Annotated in this window: 14 protein-coding genes; 6 read left to right on the top strand and 8 right to left on the bottom strand. The window is 68.6% G+C overall.

What is annotated here, in order from left to right:
• Positions 1–141: 141 nt before the first annotated feature.
• Positions 142–1,527, bottom strand: coding sequence for a serine hydrolase domain-containing protein (locus R4Z63_RS15570; RefSeq protein ID WP_384449043.1), 1,386 nt, complete (start codon positions 1,525–1,527; stop codon positions 142–144).
• A gap of 9 nt (positions 1,528–1,536) precedes the next feature.
• A complete protein-coding gene (dnaB, locus tag R4Z63_RS15575) occupies positions 1,537–3,000 on the bottom strand; it encodes a replicative DNA helicase (protein ID WP_031156067.1) in 1,464 nt (487 codons plus the stop codon).
• Between the two features lie 452 nt (positions 3,001–3,452).
• On the opposite strand from dnaB, the gene R4Z63_RS15580 reads away from it, so the two are divergent.
• Positions 3,453–4,790 (top strand): MATE family efflux transporter, encoded by a 1,338-nt coding sequence (locus tag R4Z63_RS15580; RefSeq protein WP_384449046.1) that lies wholly within the window; start codon positions 3,453–3,455, stop codon positions 4,788–4,790.
• A 149-nt stretch (positions 4,791–4,939) separates the two neighbouring features.
• On the opposite strand, the gene rplI is transcribed toward R4Z63_RS15580, so the two are convergent.
• The 4 genes from rplI to rpsF form a co-directional block, all read right to left on the bottom strand.
• Positions 4,940–5,386, bottom strand: a complete 447-nt coding sequence (rplI, locus tag R4Z63_RS15585) for a 50S ribosomal protein L9 (protein ID WP_031156063.1) — start codon at positions 5,384–5,386, stop codon at positions 4,940–4,942.
• 18 nt (positions 5,387–5,404) lie between these two features.
• Positions 5,405–5,641: a 30S ribosomal protein S18 gene (gene rpsR / locus R4Z63_RS15590; RefSeq protein ID WP_005315025.1), complete on the bottom strand. Its 237-nt coding sequence runs from the start codon at positions 5,639–5,641 to the stop codon at positions 5,405–5,407.
• 42 nt (positions 5,642–5,683) lie between these two features.
• Positions 5,684–6,271: a single-stranded DNA-binding protein gene (locus tag R4Z63_RS15595; RefSeq protein WP_037920357.1), complete on the bottom strand. Its 588-nt coding sequence runs from the start codon at positions 6,269–6,271 to the stop codon at positions 5,684–5,686.
• Positions 6,272–6,343: 72 nt separating this feature from the next.
• Complete coding sequence (gene rpsF, locus R4Z63_RS15600) at positions 6,344–6,634, bottom strand: 30S ribosomal protein S6 (protein WP_004950685.1); 291 nt, start codon at positions 6,632–6,634, stop codon at positions 6,344–6,346.
• A 250-nt stretch (positions 6,635–6,884) separates the two neighbouring features.
• Between rpsF and R4Z63_RS15605 the strand changes: the two genes are divergently transcribed.
• From R4Z63_RS15605 to R4Z63_RS15615, 3 genes are all read left to right on the top strand, one after another.
• Positions 6,885–7,187: a hypothetical protein gene (locus R4Z63_RS15605; protein ID WP_030008388.1), complete on the top strand. Its 303-nt coding sequence runs from the start codon at positions 6,885–6,887 to the stop codon at positions 7,185–7,187.
• Between the two features lie 141 nt (positions 7,188–7,328).
• Positions 7,329–8,447, top strand: a complete 1,119-nt coding sequence (locus tag R4Z63_RS15610) for a lipid II:glycine glycyltransferase FemX (RefSeq protein WP_037920360.1) — start codon at positions 7,329–7,331, stop codon at positions 8,445–8,447.
• Between the two features lie 77 nt (positions 8,448–8,524).
• Positions 8,525–9,556, top strand: a complete 1,032-nt coding sequence (locus R4Z63_RS15615) for an alanine racemase (RefSeq protein ID WP_037920364.1) — start codon at positions 8,525–8,527, stop codon at positions 9,554–9,556.
• Between the two features lie 10 nt (positions 9,557–9,566).
• On the opposite strand, the gene R4Z63_RS15620 is transcribed toward R4Z63_RS15615, so the two are convergent.
• Positions 9,567–11,027, bottom strand: a complete 1,461-nt coding sequence (locus R4Z63_RS15620; RefSeq protein ID WP_384449054.1) for a glycosyltransferase family 87 protein — start codon at positions 11,025–11,027, stop codon at positions 9,567–9,569.
• A gap of 99 nt (positions 11,028–11,126) precedes the next feature.
• Positions 11,127–13,709: a transglycosylase domain-containing protein gene (locus R4Z63_RS15625; protein WP_384449057.1), complete on the bottom strand. Its 2,583-nt coding sequence runs from the start codon at positions 13,707–13,709 to the stop codon at positions 11,127–11,129.
• 275 nt (positions 13,710–13,984) lie between these two features.
• Between R4Z63_RS15625 and R4Z63_RS15630 the strand changes: the two genes are divergently transcribed.
• Both R4Z63_RS15630 and R4Z63_RS15635 read left to right on the top strand, forming a co-directional pair.
• Positions 13,985–14,587, top strand: coding sequence for a PadR family transcriptional regulator (locus tag R4Z63_RS15630; RefSeq protein WP_030839336.1), 603 nt, complete (start codon positions 13,985–13,987; stop codon positions 14,585–14,587).
• Between the two features lie 49 nt (positions 14,588–14,636).
• Positions 14,637–15,719 (top strand): inositol-3-phosphate synthase, encoded by a 1,083-nt coding sequence (locus R4Z63_RS15635; protein ID WP_037920370.1) that lies wholly within the window; start codon positions 14,637–14,639, stop codon positions 15,717–15,719.
• The last annotated feature ends 103 nt before the right edge of the window (positions 15,720–15,822 follow it).

The raw sequence follows: 15,822 nt of genomic DNA on the forward strand, positions 1-15,822 counted from the left end.
AGGTCGACGGTCCGGCCTACGAACGGGAGGATGAGTCCTCGTCTCCCGCCTGGCCGTCTGGGTGGGCGAGGCCCGGGTCACCCCGCGCTTGCGAACTCCACTGGAACGTGAATTCGTCGCCTGAGGCAGGTCACCGCGCTGTCAGCCGACGCCGCGCCAACCCTGCGGGTCGACCCCGCCGGGCACCGGGGCGGCGGGGTCGTAGGGCTCCCTCGTGAACACGAAGGAGGCCAGATCGAGGTGGCTGACCGAGCCGTCCTCGCGGCGCACCGCCCGCAGCGTCTCGCCTGCGTAGTACCCGGACAAGCCGGTCCAGGTGCCGTCTGGCTCGGACCGGAACAGGGCCGTACGGCCCGTCACCCCGACCGGCCCCAGTTCCAGCGAACCGTCCGCAATCAACCGCACCACGTGTGCCGCGGTTCCCCAGTACCAGGGGCCGCACAACTCGAGGGGCACCTGATCGGCTTCCCGGAAGGGCCGCCACGGCCGCGGGAACGGGGGCTCGGCATCCGCCACGATCCCGACGAGATCGGCGGCGACGGCCGCGGCCGGCAGCCCCGACGTGCAGTTGGCCAGCACCACCGCCGCCACGTCGTCTGCCTCGCTCAGCCACAGCCCCGCGACGAACCCGGGCAGCGAGCCGCTGTGTCCCACGAGCCTGCGCGCGCCCTGGGCCATCAACTGCATCCCGAGCCCGTAGCCGAGATCGGCGAACCCGGGCTCGGGGGGCGCCGCCGGCCGGCGCATCTCCTGTACGGACTCCGCGCCGAGCACCCGCTCGTCACCGTGCAGCAGGAAGCCGGCGAATCGCGCGAGATCCCGCGTCGTGGACCATAGCTGACCCGCCGCGGCCATCAGCCCCAGGTCCTCAAGCGGTTCCGGCATCATCACGTCGGCCCACGGGTGCACGGCCCAGCCGCCCGCGTGCGGGGCCTGAGGCAGTCCGCTCGTACGATCCAGGCCGAGGGGCTCCAGCACCTCGGCCCGCAGCACCTCTTCCCAGGGCCTGCCCCGCAGCGCCTCCACCAGCGAACCCAGCAGGGTGTAGCCGGGGTTGGAGTAGTGGTGCCTGCTGCCCGGGGTGAGCTTGAAGGGCTCCTCACCCAGCACGTCGGCGAGTTCGGGCCGCAGCGCGCCGGGGGTCCGCTCCCACCACTCGCCGGGGGTCTCCGCGGCCAGCCCGCCGGTGTGGGCCAGCAGCTGGGCGATGGTCACCCGGCCGACGGAGGTCCCCGGGAGGTGCTTCTCCAGCGGGTCCTCGAGCCTGAGCAGCCCTTCGTCCCGAAGGCGCATGACGAGAACGGCCGTGAAGGTCTTGCTGATCGACCCGATCCGGTACTGGACGTTCCCGTCCGGGCCGTGCCCCGCGACGGAGGTCCGGGAGCCCTCCCAGACCACCTCCCCACCACGCAGTACGGCCGCCACGACGGACGGTGCTCGCCCCGCGCTCTGGGCGACGGCGATCCGGTGCCTCAGCGCACGCCGGGTGGCGGGGAGCAGTTCACAGTCCTCGGCAAGCTCATCCATGATCGGATGCTACGTGTTGGCCATGTCCACGAAGCGCGAATAGTGGCCCTGGAAGGCCACCGTGATCGTCGCGGTGGGGCCGTTACGGTGCTTGGCCACGATCAGGTCGGCCTCACCGGCGCGAGGGGACTCCTTCTCGTAGGCGTCTTCGCGATGCAGCAGGATCACCATGTCGGCGTCCTGCTCGATGGAACCCGACTCACGCAGGTCGGAGACCATCGGCTTCTTGTCGGTCCGCTGCTCCGGACCACGGTTCAGCTGGGAGAGCGCGATCACCGGGACCTCAAGCTCCTTCGCCAGCAGCTTCAGGTTTCGGGACATGTCCGAGACCTCCTGCTGACGGCTCTCGGGACGGCGCGAGCCGCCCGACTGCATCAGCTGGAGGTAGTCGATGACCACGAGTGAGAGATCGTTGCGCTGCTTGAGCCGACGGCACTTGGCCCGGATCTCCATCATCGACAGGTTGGGGGAGTCGTCGATGTACAGGGGGGCGGCCGAGACGTCCGGCATCCGGCGGGCCAGCCGGGTCCAGTCATCGTCCGTCATCGTGCCCGAACGCATGTGGTGCAGCGCGACTCTGGCCTCCGCCGACAGGAGGCGCATGGCGATCTCGTTGCGCCCCATTTCGAGCGAGAAGATCACGCTGGGCAGGTTGCTCTTGATGGAGCAGGCCCGGGCAAAGTCCAGCGCGAGGGTGGACTTGCCCATGGCCGGACGTGCGGCGATGACGATCATCTGGCCGGGGTGCAGGCCGTTGGTCAGGGAGTCCAGGTCGGTGAAACCGGTGGGCACCCCCGACATCTGGCCGCTGCGCGAGCCGATGGCCTCGATCTCGTCGAGCGCGCCCTCCATGATGTCGCCGAGCGGCAGGTAGTCCTCGGAGGTCCGCTGCTCGGTGACTGCGTAGATCTCGGCCTGGGCACTGTTGACAATCTCATCGACATCACCGTCGGCCGCGTAGCCCATCTGCGTGATCTTCGTCCCGGCGGCAACGAGGCGGCGCAGGACGGCCCGCTCGTGGACGATTTCCGCGTAGTACTCGGCGTTCGCCGCCGTCGGCACGGACTGGACCAGCGTGTGCAGGTAGGAGGCCCCGCCCACCTTGCTGATCTCACCCCGCCGGGTGAGCTCGGCGCCCACAGTGATCGGGTCGGCCGGCTCTCCCTTGGCGTACAGGTCGAGGATGGCCTGGTAGATCGTCTCGTGCGAGGGCCGGTAGAAGTCGTGGCCCTTGAGGACCTCGACGACATCGGCGATGGCGTCCTTGGAGAGGAGCATGCCGCCGAGCACCGACTGCTCGGCGTCGAGGTCCTGCGGAGGGACACGCTCGAAGCCACCGCCGCCACCGTCCCAGGAGCCGCCTTCGCGGCCCCTGTCGTGCTGCTCGTCGCCGCGGCCCCGGCCCTCGCTGTTGCGGCGCGGGCGGGCGGGCAGACGGTCACTCGGACCGCTGTCGGCCCAGGGGTCGTCCATGGGCTCGGGCATGCTCACCGGGCCGCCTCCTCCCGTCCGCAACGCGGACCTCGCCGTGCAACTCTTTCTACGACACGGCTCTGACATTTGGGGCACCCGAATCGGCTGTCGGCGAGTCGGGCAACGCACCACGGTAGGGCCGGGAGCGGCGTCAGCCAATCTTGTTATCCACAGGCCCTGTGGATGAGATGTGGATGACGGCTCCAATGCTGTGGGTAACTCCCCCCAAGCTGTGCACGGACCGGGGGACGACGCTGTGGACAAAATCACCCGGGCCACCCGGATACCCAGCCTGAGCTGCGATTTCACCGTCCACCGACAGGGTGGGGGAAAAATCTTCGGCGGGGTTTCCAGAACACCTCGGACGAGGCGGGAAGAACGCCCAAGCCAACTCCCAGGTAAGGAGCAACTGGCGGTTGCATCCGTTACCTGTGGAAGATTAGATTGGGCGCATGACACAGGCCCTCGCAGCACCCACGGCGGGGCCGAGACGGCACGACCGCGAGATCCTCGCACTGGCCGTTCCCGCCTTCGGCGCCCTCGTGGCCGAGCCCCTCTTCGTGATGGCCGACAGCGCCATCGTGGGGCACCTCGGCACATCCCAGCTGGCCGGCCTCGGCATCGCCGCCGCATTGCTCACCACAGCCGTGAGCGTATTCGTCTTCCTCGCCTACGCGACCACCGCGGCCGTCTCCCGCCGCGTCGGTGCCGGAGATCTGTCGGCGGCCATCCGGCAGGGCATGGACGGCATCTGGCTGGCCCTTCTGCTCGGCATCACCGTCATCGCCGTGATGCTGCCGGCCGCACCCTCGCTGATCTCCCTCCTCGGAGCCTCGGACGGAGTCGCCCCGCACGCGATCACGTATCTGCGGATCTCCGCCCTCGGAATCCCGGGCATGCTCGTGGTGCTGGCCGCCACCGGGGTCATCCGAGGCCTCCAGGACACCCGCACACCGCTCTACGTCGCCGTCGGGGGCTTCGCCCTCAACGCGGGCCTGAACGCCGCACTGGTCTACGGCGCGGGGCTCGGTATCGCCGGCTCCGCCTGGGGCACCGTCCTGGCTCAGTGCGGCATGGCGGCTGCCTATCTTTTCGTGGTCGTCCGCGGGGCCCGCCGACACGGTGCATCCCTGCGGCCCGACGCCTCCGGCATCCGTGCCTGTGCGCGGGCCGGGACCCCGCTCCTGGTGCGCACCCTGTCCCTGCGCGCCAGCCTCATGATCGCGACCGCCGTGGCCGCTCGGCTCGGCGACGCCGACGTCGCGGCGCACCAGATCCTGCTCTCCCTGTGGAGCCTGCTCGCTTTCGCCCTGGACGCCATTGCGATCGCCGGACAGGCGATCATCGGCCGCTACCTGGGCTCGGGTGACACGGACGGCGCGAAGGCCGTCTGCCGCCGGATGGTCCAGTGGGGTATCGCTACGGGCATCGTGCTCGGCCTGCTGGTGGTCCTGGCCCGGCCCGTGTTCATCCCCCTGTTCACCAGCGACCCGGCCGTGGAGCAGGCCCTACTGCCCGCCCTGGTGGTCGTAGCCCTCTCCCAGCCCGTGTCCGGCATCGTCTTCGTGCTGGACGGGGTCCTGATGGGCGCGGGCGACGGAGGTTACCTGGCCCGGGCCATGATGGTGACGCTGGCCGTGTTCGCCCCGGTCGCGCTGCTGGTCCCGGTCCTGGGGGGCAGCCTGACGGCACTGTGGTGGGCCATGACCCTGATGATGCTGGTCCGGATGGTCACCCTTCAGCTGCGTGCCCGCTCTGGACGATGGGCGATCGCGGGTGCCACCCGATAGCTGTTTCACGTGGACAGCGCTGGGCGTGAGGGAGCGCGGCGCCGGTTGGCATGTTTCACGTGAAACATGCCTGCCAGCACGCCCCGAGAACCTCCGGGAACGGTGATGGGCCGCACCCCGATCGGGGTGCGGCCCATCACGTGCAGCCCTTAGGCGGCGACGACCTCGATGCCCACGTTCGCGGCCACGTCGGCGTGCAGACGCACGGAGACCTGGTACGAACCGAGGGTCTTGATCGGGGAGCCCAGCTCAACGCGGCGCTTGTCGACCTTCGGGCCACCGGAAGCCTCGATCGCCGTGGCGATGTCGGCCGGGGTCACGGAGCCGAAGAGACGACCGGCGTCACCCGCGCGGGTGGCCAGACGGACCTTCACACCCTCGAGCTTGGCCTTGACCTCGTTGGCCTGCTCGATGGTCGCGATCTCGTGGATCTTGCGGGCGCGGCGGATCTGCGCCACGTCCTTCTCGCCACCCTTGGTCCAGCGGATCGCGAAACCACGCGGGACCAGGTAGTTGCGAGCGTAACCGTCCTTGACGTCGACGACATCGCCGGCGGCACCGAGGCCAGAGACCTCGTGGGTCAGGATGATCTTCATTAGTCGGTCACCCTTTCCTTATCGCGCGGTGGACGTGTAGGGCAGCAGCGCCATCTCACGGCTGTTCTTGACGGCCGTGGCGACGTCACGCTGGTGCTGCGTGCAGTTGCCGGTGACGCGGCGGGCACGGATCTTGCCGCGGTCGGAAATGAACTTCCGCAGCATGTTCGTGTCCTTGTAGTCCACGTACGCGGTCTTGTCCTTGCAGAACGCGCAGACCTTCTTCTTAGGCTTGCGCACAGGCGGCTTCGCCATTGTGTCTCTCCTGTGTGATCAAGAAGTTTGGATGGAGCTGCCCTAGAAGGGCGGCTCGTCCGAGTAGCCACCGCCGGAGCCGCCGGAGCTTCCGCCCCAGCCGCCCCCGCCGCCGCCCTGCTGCTGGCCACCGGCCGGCGCGCTGGAGGCCCACGGGTCGTCGGAGGGAGCTCCGCCGCCCTGCTGGCCGCCGCTGGGGGCTCCGCCCCAGCCGCCGCCACCCTGCTGCTGACCGCCGCCGCCGTATCCACCCTGGCCACCGCGACCGGTGGTCTTGGCGACCTTGGCCGTGGCGTTCTTCAGGCTGGGGCCGACTTCCTCGACGTCCAGCTCGTAGACCGTGCGCTTGACACCCTCACGGTCCTCGTACGACCGCTGCTTCAGCCGACCCTGCACGATGACGCGCATGCCTCGCTGAAGGGACTCGGCGACGTTCTCCGCCGCCTGCCGCCACACCGAGCAGGTCAGGAACAGGCTCTCGCCGTCCTTCCACTCATTGGTCTGACGGTCGAAGGTGCGGGGGGTGGACGCGACACGGAACTTCGCGACCGCCGCACCCGAGGGGGTGAAGCGCAGCTCGGGGTCGTCGACGAGATTGCCGACGACCGTGATGACGGTCTCGCCTGCCATGGATGAACCTCTCGGCGGGGATTGCTGCTGGGCTGCTGTGCTACTCGTTCCCGGTTACCGCTGAACCGAAGTTCAGTGGGTCTCGGGGCGAAGGACCTTGGTCCGGAGAACCGACTCGTTCAGGTTCATCTGTCGGTCAAGCTCCTTGACGACCGCAGGCTCGGCCTGGAGGTCGATGACCGAGTAGATGCCCTCGGGCTTCTTCTTGATCTCGTAAGCGAGACGACGACGGCCCCAGGTGTCGACCTTCTCGACCTTTCCGTTGCCCTCACGGACGACGGAGAGGAAGTTCTCGATCAGCGGGGAGACAGCGCGCTCCTCGAGATCGGGGTCGAGGATGACCATCACTTCGTAGTGACGCATGTGGAACCCACCTCCTTTGGACTCAGCGGCCACGGTCGTTCCGTGGCAGGAGGGTCGTGATGCGTGAGCACGGCATCCACAGAGCAGACACCGCGCAGCTGTACAGACTACCTGCTCGCGTCCTTCCGGTTGAAATCCGGCAGGAGAGGTCCACAATCTGTATCCATCGGGTGTGCTCGGTGCTATGTCCTCGGCGCCCTGCCGGAGGCAGCCCGCAGCACCGCCAGCTTCAGCCAGGAGGTGCCTTCCGATGGCACAGGCAATGCGGCCCCCTCAGATCTCCCTGCTCTCGACCGACGGAAAGCCCCATCCCCTGCAGGACACCCTGATGGCGGTCACCCTCACCCTCGGCGCCGTGGCGTTCGTCACGGCCTTCTTCCACAACCTGCACCTGATCAGTTCGTGGGCCGGACTGATCGGCATCCTGACCGGCGCGTACGGACAGTTCGTCTCCGTCACGACACGCGAGCGCTTCGCGCTGATCATCGGCCTTGGCGCGTCTGCCATCGGCTTCTACCTCGGTATGTTCCACGGTGGCCTCTTCGGGGGCTGACAGGGCCGACCGGGGCACCTCCTCGGCAGGGCGCCGGCGGCACACCGGCCCGGGCCTGCGGCCCGTCCCCCAGAAGGGTGGCGCCCCTGTCGCAGTAGGCTTCGCGCCATAGCCAGCGAAGCCGCCGAGGAGACGCCCCGCATGAGCCTGTCCCTGAGGACCATCAGCCGAGAGCAGCATCTGGGTTACCTCCAGAGCCTGCCCTCGGCGAGCCACTGCCAGGTCCCGGCGTGGGCCGACGTGAAGAACGAGTGGCGTTCCGAGAACCTCGGTTGGTTCAACGAGTCCGAGGAACTCGTCGGAGCGGCACTCGTGCTGTACCGCCAGCTGCCCAAGGTGAAGCGCTATCTCGCGTACCTCCCCGAGGGGCCGGTCATCAACTGGTACGCCCCGAACCTGGAGGAGTGGCTCCAGCCGATGCTGGCCCACCTCAAGCAGCAGGGCGCCTTCACCGTGAAGATGGGCCCGCCCGTCGTCATCCGGCGCTGGAACGCGGCCGCCATCAAGGCGGGCATCCAGGACCCGAACGTGAAGCGGCTGCGCGATGTGGAGGCCTCGGTCATCGAGCCGCGCGCCTTCGAGGTATCCGACAAGCTGCGCCGCATGGGCTGGCAGCAGGCCGAGGACGGCGGCGCCGGCTTCGGCGACGTCCAGCCGCGCTACGTCTTCCAGGTGCCGCTGGCCAACCGCTCGCTGGACGACGTCCTCAAGGGCTTCAACCAGCTGTGGCGCCGCAACATCAAGAAGGCGGAGAAGGCCGGCGTCGAGGTCGTCCAGGGCGGCTACGAGGACCTGCCGACCTGGCAGCACCTGTACGAGATCACGGCCGAGCGCGACAAGTTCCGCCCGCGCCCCCTCAGCTACTTCCAGCGTCAGTGGACGGCCCTCAACTCCGAGGACCCCAACCGGATGCGCCTGTACATCGCCACGCACGAGGGCGAGCCGCTGGCCGCGGCCACGATGCTCACCGTCGGCCAGCACGTCTGGTACTCCTACGGCGCGTCCGCCAACCACAAGCGTGAGGTCCGGCCCTCGAACGCGATGCAGTGGCGGATGCTGCGCGACGCGTACGCACTCGGTGCGAGCGTCTACGACCTGCGCGGAATCTCTGACACGCTGGACGAGAACGACCACCTGTTCGGTTTGATCCAGTTCAAGGTCGGTACCGGCGGCGAAGCCGTGGAGTACGTCGGCGAGTGGGACTTCCCGCTGAACAAGGTGCTGCACAAGGCGCTCGACATCTACATGTCGCGTCGCTGACGACCCCCAGATCCACCCGCTTTCCCCACACAGTCCCGCTGCACCAGGCAGCTGCACAGGAGAGGTCCCGGACGGGCATGGCGCTCACGCTCTACGTCGACACCGCGCGCTGGCGTGCGCACCAGAAGCAGGTCCAGGACCAGTTCCCCGGGTTGGTCCCGGTCTGCAAGGGCAACGGCTACGGCTTCGGCCACGAGCGGCTGTGCGAAGAGGCGACCCGGATGGGTGCCGACCTCCTCGCGGTCGGCACCACGTACGAGGCGGCCAGCATCAAGGACTGGTTCGGCGGCGACCTACTCGTCCTCACCCCGTTCCGCCGGGGCGAGGAGCCGGTACCCCTGCCGGACCGCGTCATCCGCTCGGTGTCCTCGCTGGAAGGCGTCCGCAGCCTGGTTGGCGCCCGTGTGGTCATCGAGTGCATGAGCTCGATGCGCCGCCACGGAATCTCCGAACAGGACCTCGGCCAGCTGCACAGCGCCATCGAGGACGTGCGCCTCGAGGGCTTCGCCCTGCACCTGCCGCTGGACCGCCCGGACGGCTCGGACGCCGTGGAGGAGGTCATCGGCTGGATGGACCGGCTGCGCGCGGCCCGACTGCCGCTGCACACCATGTTCGTGAGCCACCTGCGGGCCGAGGAGCTGGCACGGCTCCAGCAGCAGTTCCCGCAGACCCGCTTCCGGGCCCGGATCGGCACCCGGCTGTGGCTGGGCGACCACGAGGCCACCGAGTACCGCGGCTCGGTGCTCGACGTCACGCGCGTGGCCAAGGGGGACCGGTTCGGCTACCGCCAGCAGAAGGCGGCCTCCGACGGCTGGCTGGTCGTGGTGGCCGGCGGTACCTCGCACGGTGTGGGCCTGGAAGCCCCGAAGGCGCTGCACGGTGTGATGCCGCGCGCCAAGGGCGTCGCCCGGGCGGGCCTTGCCACGGTCAACCGGAACCTTTCGCCGTTCGTGTGGGCGGGCAAGCAGCGCTGGTTCGCCGAGCCGCCGCACATGCAGGTGTCGATCCTGTTCGTGCCCGCCGACGCGACCGAGCCGAAGGTCGGGGACGAGCTGGTGGCGCACCTGCGCCACACCACCACGCAGTTCGACCGGATGCTCGACGCCTGAGCCGTCCCGTTCAGTCCCGGGGGCCGGTGCCCCAGTCGACCCGCTGTCCCTCCGAGGGCGCCGCGTAGCGCGGCGCCCTCGCTGCGTCCGACAGCACGAACACGTCCGGCGCCCCGTCCAGGACGCCCCCGGAGGGGTCGTCCGAGCCGTCCCGGCGTACGACGTCGTGCTCAGGGAGCAGGATGTCGCGGACGACGACGGCGCACAGGTACAGCGTGGCCAGCAGGTGGGCGGCGATCGCCAGCTGGTAGCCCTCCACGGGCAGGCCCTGGTGCTTGTCCCCGCTGTTGATGTAGGCGAGGTAGAACCAGATCCCGAGGAAGTAGGCGACCTCGCCGGCCTGCCAGATCAGGAAGTCCCGCCAGCGCGGCCGGGCCAGCGCGGCGAGCGGGATGAGCCACAGCACGTACTGCGGCGAGTAGACCTTGTTGCAGAGGATGAACGCGGCGACGACGAGGAAGGCCAGCTGGGCGAAGCGGGGGCGGCGGGGGGCGGTCAGCGTGAGCAGGCCGATGGCCCCGCACAGCAGGAGCGTCAGCCCGGTGGCATACGTGTTGGCGTCGTGCAAGGGGTTGCCCGAGCGCTGGGAGATCAGCAGCCAGACGGAGCCGAAGTCGATGGGCCGCTCCTGGCTGAAGGTGTAGAACTTCGTCCAGCCCTCCCAGGCGAAGAGCATGACGGGAACGTTCACCACGAGCCAGGCTCCGGCCGCCGCGGCAGTGGCCGCGCCGAATGAACGCCACTTGCCGGCCCGCCAGCAGAGCACGAACAGGACGCCGAGCAGCAGGACGGGGTACAGCTTGGCGGCGGTGGCCAGGCCGATGAGGGCTCCGAAGAGGACCGTCCGGCCGCGGGACCACATGAGCATCCCGGCCGCGGTCAGGGCGATGGCCAGCAGGTCCCAGTTGATCGTCGCCGTCAGGGCGAAAGCGGGTGCGAGGGCGAAGAGCAGGGCGTCCCAGGGCCGGCGGCGGTGGGTACGGGCGACGCAGACGGCGATGACCGCCGCACAGGCCATCAGCATGCCCGCGTTGGCCATCCAGTACATCTGCTCGCGGTGCTGCATGGAACCGCTGCCGGGAGTCAGCCAGGAGGCGATCTCCATGAAGAGCCCCGTGAGGACCGGGTACTCCAGGTACTCCATGTCGCCGGGGAGCCGGTCGAAGTACGGAGTCAGATTGTCGGCGAAGCCGCGGACCGCGTACAGATGCGGGATGTCGGAATAGCAGGCGTGGGTGTACTGCGAGGACGCCCCGCGGAACCAGGCCCACTCGTAGCAGGGCAGCTTCTGCACCATGCCGAGCGCGAACATGCCGATGGCGACGAGGGCCACGACGCGCACCGGTCCGAGCCAGTGGCCGCCGAGGCGGGCGTGGCGGCCGAGCGGGCCGCCGATCAGCTCACTGCCGGCTGCGGCGACCTCGTCCTGCTGCGTGGGCAGTACGGGGCGGTCCTCGTGCACCTGGGTCATGGGGGTCATCCTGCCGTACCGGGCGGGGGACGCGGGAAGGCCGCCGCACAGTGGGTGCGACGGCCTTCCTCGGCTTCACCGGAGGGCGGTGCCCGCCGATCACTGCGTGGCGGTACCGGTGGTCGATCCGGTGAGGCCGCCCGGGCGTCCCGGTCTGGCACTGGGCGAGGGGGACGGTGATCCGCTGGGCCCGCCGATGATGCCCGTACTGCTTCCGGTGGTGGTGCCGTCGTTGGTGCCGCCGCGCGTGGTGTCCGGGTCGCAGTACAGCTCCCACGGCTTGCACGGCCGGCCACCGCCCTTGGAAGGCGTCGGGGAGGGCGGCGGAGTGCTCGGCGGGACCGAGGACGGGGAGGAGGACGGCGTCACGGGTGCCTCAGGGGTGGGGGAGGGGGCGCCGGCCGAATCGGCCGTGACGCCGATGTCCTCGGCCTCCGGGAACCGCTTGACCGGGGTGCCCTTGAGGGCCTCCCCCATGTACTCGGTCCAGATCTCGGCCGGGATGTCGCCACCGTGGAGGGAGGGGATGTCACCCACGCCCTTCATGGAGATCAGGTTCTTCTCCGCCGAGTTGGGGTCGGTGCGGAAGAGGACCACGGAGGTGGAGAGCTCCGGGGTGTACCCGACGAACCAGGCCGACTTGTTCTCGTCCGTGGTACCGGTCTTGCCCGCCGCGGGCCTGCCCAGCTTCTTGGCCTTCTTGCCGGTGCCGTTCTCGACGACGTTCTGCAGCACCTTGGTGATGTTGTCCGCGACCGCGTGGTCCATGGCCCGCTGGTCCTTGGGGGCCTCGAAGCCGGACAGCTTCTCGCCGTTCTTCTCGACCGCGATCACGGAATACGGCTCGCGGTGCGTGCCGGAGGCGGCGAAGGTCGCATAGGAGTCGGCCATGCGGATGGCACTGGGGGTGGAGGTGCCCAGGGCGAAGGAGGCGTCGTTGTTGGGGTTGATCGACTCCTCCAGGATGCCCGTGGACTTCGCCACGGTCTTGACCTTGTCGTGGCCGACGTCGAAGACGAGCTGGGCGAACGGAACGTTGATGGACTTCTCCATCGCCTCGTTGAGGGTCACGTACCCGAAGGGGGTCGGGCTCTCGTTCTTCTGCTTGAAGGGCTTGCCCGAGGCGTCGCGCAGCGGCTTGCCCTCACGGTTGTTGATGACGGTGAGGTCGTTCGCCTGGTACTTGCTGTCGGCCGAGATGCCCTTGCCGTTGGAGTTCTGGGTGCCGTACTCCATGGCCGCCGCCAGCACGTACGGCTTCCAGGTCGAGCCGACCGGGACACCGCTGGTGTTGGCGTTGTTGGCGAAGTACTTCTGGTCCCAGCCCGGGCCGCCGTACAGGGCCACGAGCGCGCCGGTCTTCACGTCCACGGAGGCCGCGCCGAACTGTACGAAGGTGTCGGTGTCGGGGCGCTTCTTCTCGTCGATCAGCCCGGCGCGGATGTCCTCCACCGCCTTGGCCATGGCGTCCACCTTGGGCTTCTCGAAGGTGGTCTTGATCCGGTAGCCGCCGAGGGCCATCTGCTCGACGGTGATGCCCTTGGTCTTCATCACGTACGCCTTGGCCGTGTCGACCAGGTAGCCGATCTGGCCGGTCATGCCGCGGGCCTGCTCCGACTCGACGCGCTCGGGGAACTGCGTGTACTTAGCCCGCTCGGCCGGGTCCATGCGGCCCACCTCGACCTCGCGGTCCAGCACCCAGGCCCAGCGCTTCCTGGCGCGGTCCTCGTTGAGGGCGGGAGTGGCCGCGGCACCGATGCCGCCGTCCGGGTTGTAGAGGTTGGGGCCCTTGAGCATGGCGGCCAGGAAGGCGCACTCGGAGGGGTTCAGGTCCTGGCTGTCCTTGCCGAAGTAGGCGCGGGCCGCAGCCTGGATGCCGTAGGCGTCACGGCCGTAGTAGGCGGTGTTGAGGTATCCCGCGAGGACCGTGTCCTTCTCTTCGGAGACACCCAGCCTGATCGCGATGAAGAGCTCGGTGACCTTCCGCTTGAGCGTCTGCTCGGAGTCCAGGTAGGTGTTCTTCACGTACTGCTGGGTAATCGTCGAGCCGCCCTGGGTGGAGCCGCCCGTGCCCATGTTCCACACGGCGCGGGCGATACCCATCGGGTCCACGCCCTTGTCGGACTCGAAGGACTCGTTCTCCGCCGCGATCACGGCGTCCCTCATCGACCGGGGGATGCTCGAGATGGGGACGATCTGCCGGTTCATCGAACCGCCCGTGGCCACCATCTGGCTGCCGTCGGCCCAGTAGAAGACGTTGTTCTGCGCTTCGGCCGCCTTGTTCGGGTCCGGCGTGCTCACCATGGCGATGCCGATGCCGGCTCCGGCGATGATCACCGCGAAGAAGCCCAGGGCGGTTCCGGACACCAGCTTCCAGGAAGGGACGAAGCGCTTCCAGCCGTCCCGGTCGGACCGCGGGTAGTTGATCAGCCGCCTGTCCTGGCGGCCGGCGCCGCGCGCGCTGCCTGCTCCGCCTCTGCCACGGCCCGAAGACCCTCTCTGCGCGGCCCGGCGGGCGTCGGCGCGACTGCCCCGGGCGGGCTGCTGTGCGTACGGACCGCTGTGTGACGCGGTGGGGACGTCACGTCCGGCACCCCTGCCGGGGTGCTGCTGGGCGGCGCGGCGGGCAGAAGCCCGCCCCCCGCCCTGCGGTTGCGGCGGTTTGCGGCGGTGCTCGCTCATCGAACGACTACTCCTCGGGCAGGCGAGTGGCCTGGAAGCGGCAGATGAATTCCGGTTCCCCCCGGTGTCATGGCGCACAGACTACGCAGGCTCAAAACCCACCCAGTGCCGAAGTTCACCCCAAATCAGGCAACCTGCCCGGCGCGAATCGGTGATGTGATGCCGGTCACCATGTCTCCCCTTGTCGATGGACCCGGCCCGTTCTATCGTCTGGATGTATCGAGTCGATACATCAGCTCGACATAAAGACTCAGGGGTGGAGGAGAGGCAGGCGGATGAGCAGACGCTCCGGCATCCTCGAGTTCGCCGTCCTCGGACTGCTCCGCGAATCCCCCATGCACGGCTATGAGCTGCGCAAGCGGCTCAACACCTCGCTGGGAGTGTTCAGGGCCTTCAGCTACGGGACGCTCTACCCCTGCCTCAAGACGCTCGTCGCCAACGGCTGGTTGATCGAAGAACCGGGCAACGCCCCGGAAGACGCTCTCGCCGCTTCACTCGCAGGGCGCCGCGCCAAGATCGTCTACCGGTTGACGGCCGCGGGTAAGGAGCGCTTCGAGGAGCTCCTCTCCCACACGGGCCCCGAAACCTGGGAGGACGAGTCCTTCGCCGCCCGCTTCGCCTTCTTCGGCCAGACCGAACGAGACGTGCGCATGCGAGTGCTGGAGGGCCGCCGCAGCCGGCTGGAGGAGCGCCTGGAGAAGATGCGCGCCTCCCTCGCCCGGACGCGGGAGCGCCTCGACGACTACACGCTTGAGCTGCAGCGGCACGGCATGGAGTCCGTGGAGCGCGAAGTGCGCTGGCTGAACGAGCTCATCGAGAGTGAGCGGGCGGGACGCGATCGGAGACGATCAGGTCCGTCCGACGAAACCGAAAAATGAGGACTGCAGCTTGCAGACCTCGTCCGAGAACAAACAGGGAGCAACCGGAATGGGTTCGGTTCGCGTAGCCATCGTCGGCGTGGGCAACTGCGCCGCCTCGCTGGTGCAGGGCGTCGAGTACTACAAGGACGCCGACCCGGCGTCCAAGGTCCCCGGGCTGATGCACGTCCAGTTCGGCGACTACCACGTGCGTGACATCGAGTTCGTCGCCGCGTTCGACGTCGACGCGAAGAAGGTCGGCCTCGATCTCTCGGACGCCATCGGCGCCAGCGAGAACAACACCATCAAGATCTGCGACGTCCCGAACGCCGGTGTGACCGTTCAGCGCGGCCACACCTACGACGGTCTGGGCAAGTACTACCGCCAGACGATCGAGGAGTCCGCTGAGGCCCCGGTCGACATCGTCCAGGTCCTCAAGGACCGCGAGGTCGACGTCCTGATCTGCTACCTGCCGGTCGGTTCCGAGGACGCGGCGAAGTTCTACGCGCAGTGCGCCATCGACGCCAAGGTCGCCTTCGTCAACGCCCTCCCGGTCTTCATCGCCGGCACCAAGGAGTGGGCCGACAAGTTCACCGCGGCCGGTGTCCCGATCGTCGGCGACGACATCAAGTCGCAGGTCGGCGCCACCATCACGCACCGCGTGATGGCGAAGCTCTTCGAAGACCGCGGTGTCCGTCTCGAGCGCACCATGCAGCTCAACGTCGGCGGCAACATGGACTTCAAGAACATGCTCGAGCGCGAGCGCCTCGAGTCGAAGAAGATCTCGAAGACGCAGGCCGTCACCTCGCAGATCCCCGACCGCGAGCTGGGCGACAAGAACGTCCACATCGGCCCGTCCGACTACGTCGCGTGGCTCGACGACCGCAAGTGGGCCTACGTCCGCCTCGAGGGCCGTGCCTTCGGCGACGTCCCGCTGAACCTCGAGTACAAGCTTGAGGTGTGGGACTCCCCGAACTCCGCCGGTGTCATCATCGACGCCCTGCGCGCCGCGAAGATCGCCAAGGACCGGGGTATCGGCGGTCCGATCCTGTCGGCGTCCAGCTACTTCATGAAGTCCCCGCCGGTCCAGTACTTCGACGATGAGGCCCTGGCCAACGTCGAGAAGTTCATCAAGGGCGAGGTCGAGCGCTAGTCGAACCCCCGCACGTCCTGTCGACACCTGGACTTCGGCTGTTCTTCCGCGGAGGGTCCCCGGGCAATGTGCCCGGGGACCCTCCGCGTGTGTGACCCTTTCC

The organism is Streptomyces sp. PL-29, from assembly GCF_058344425.1.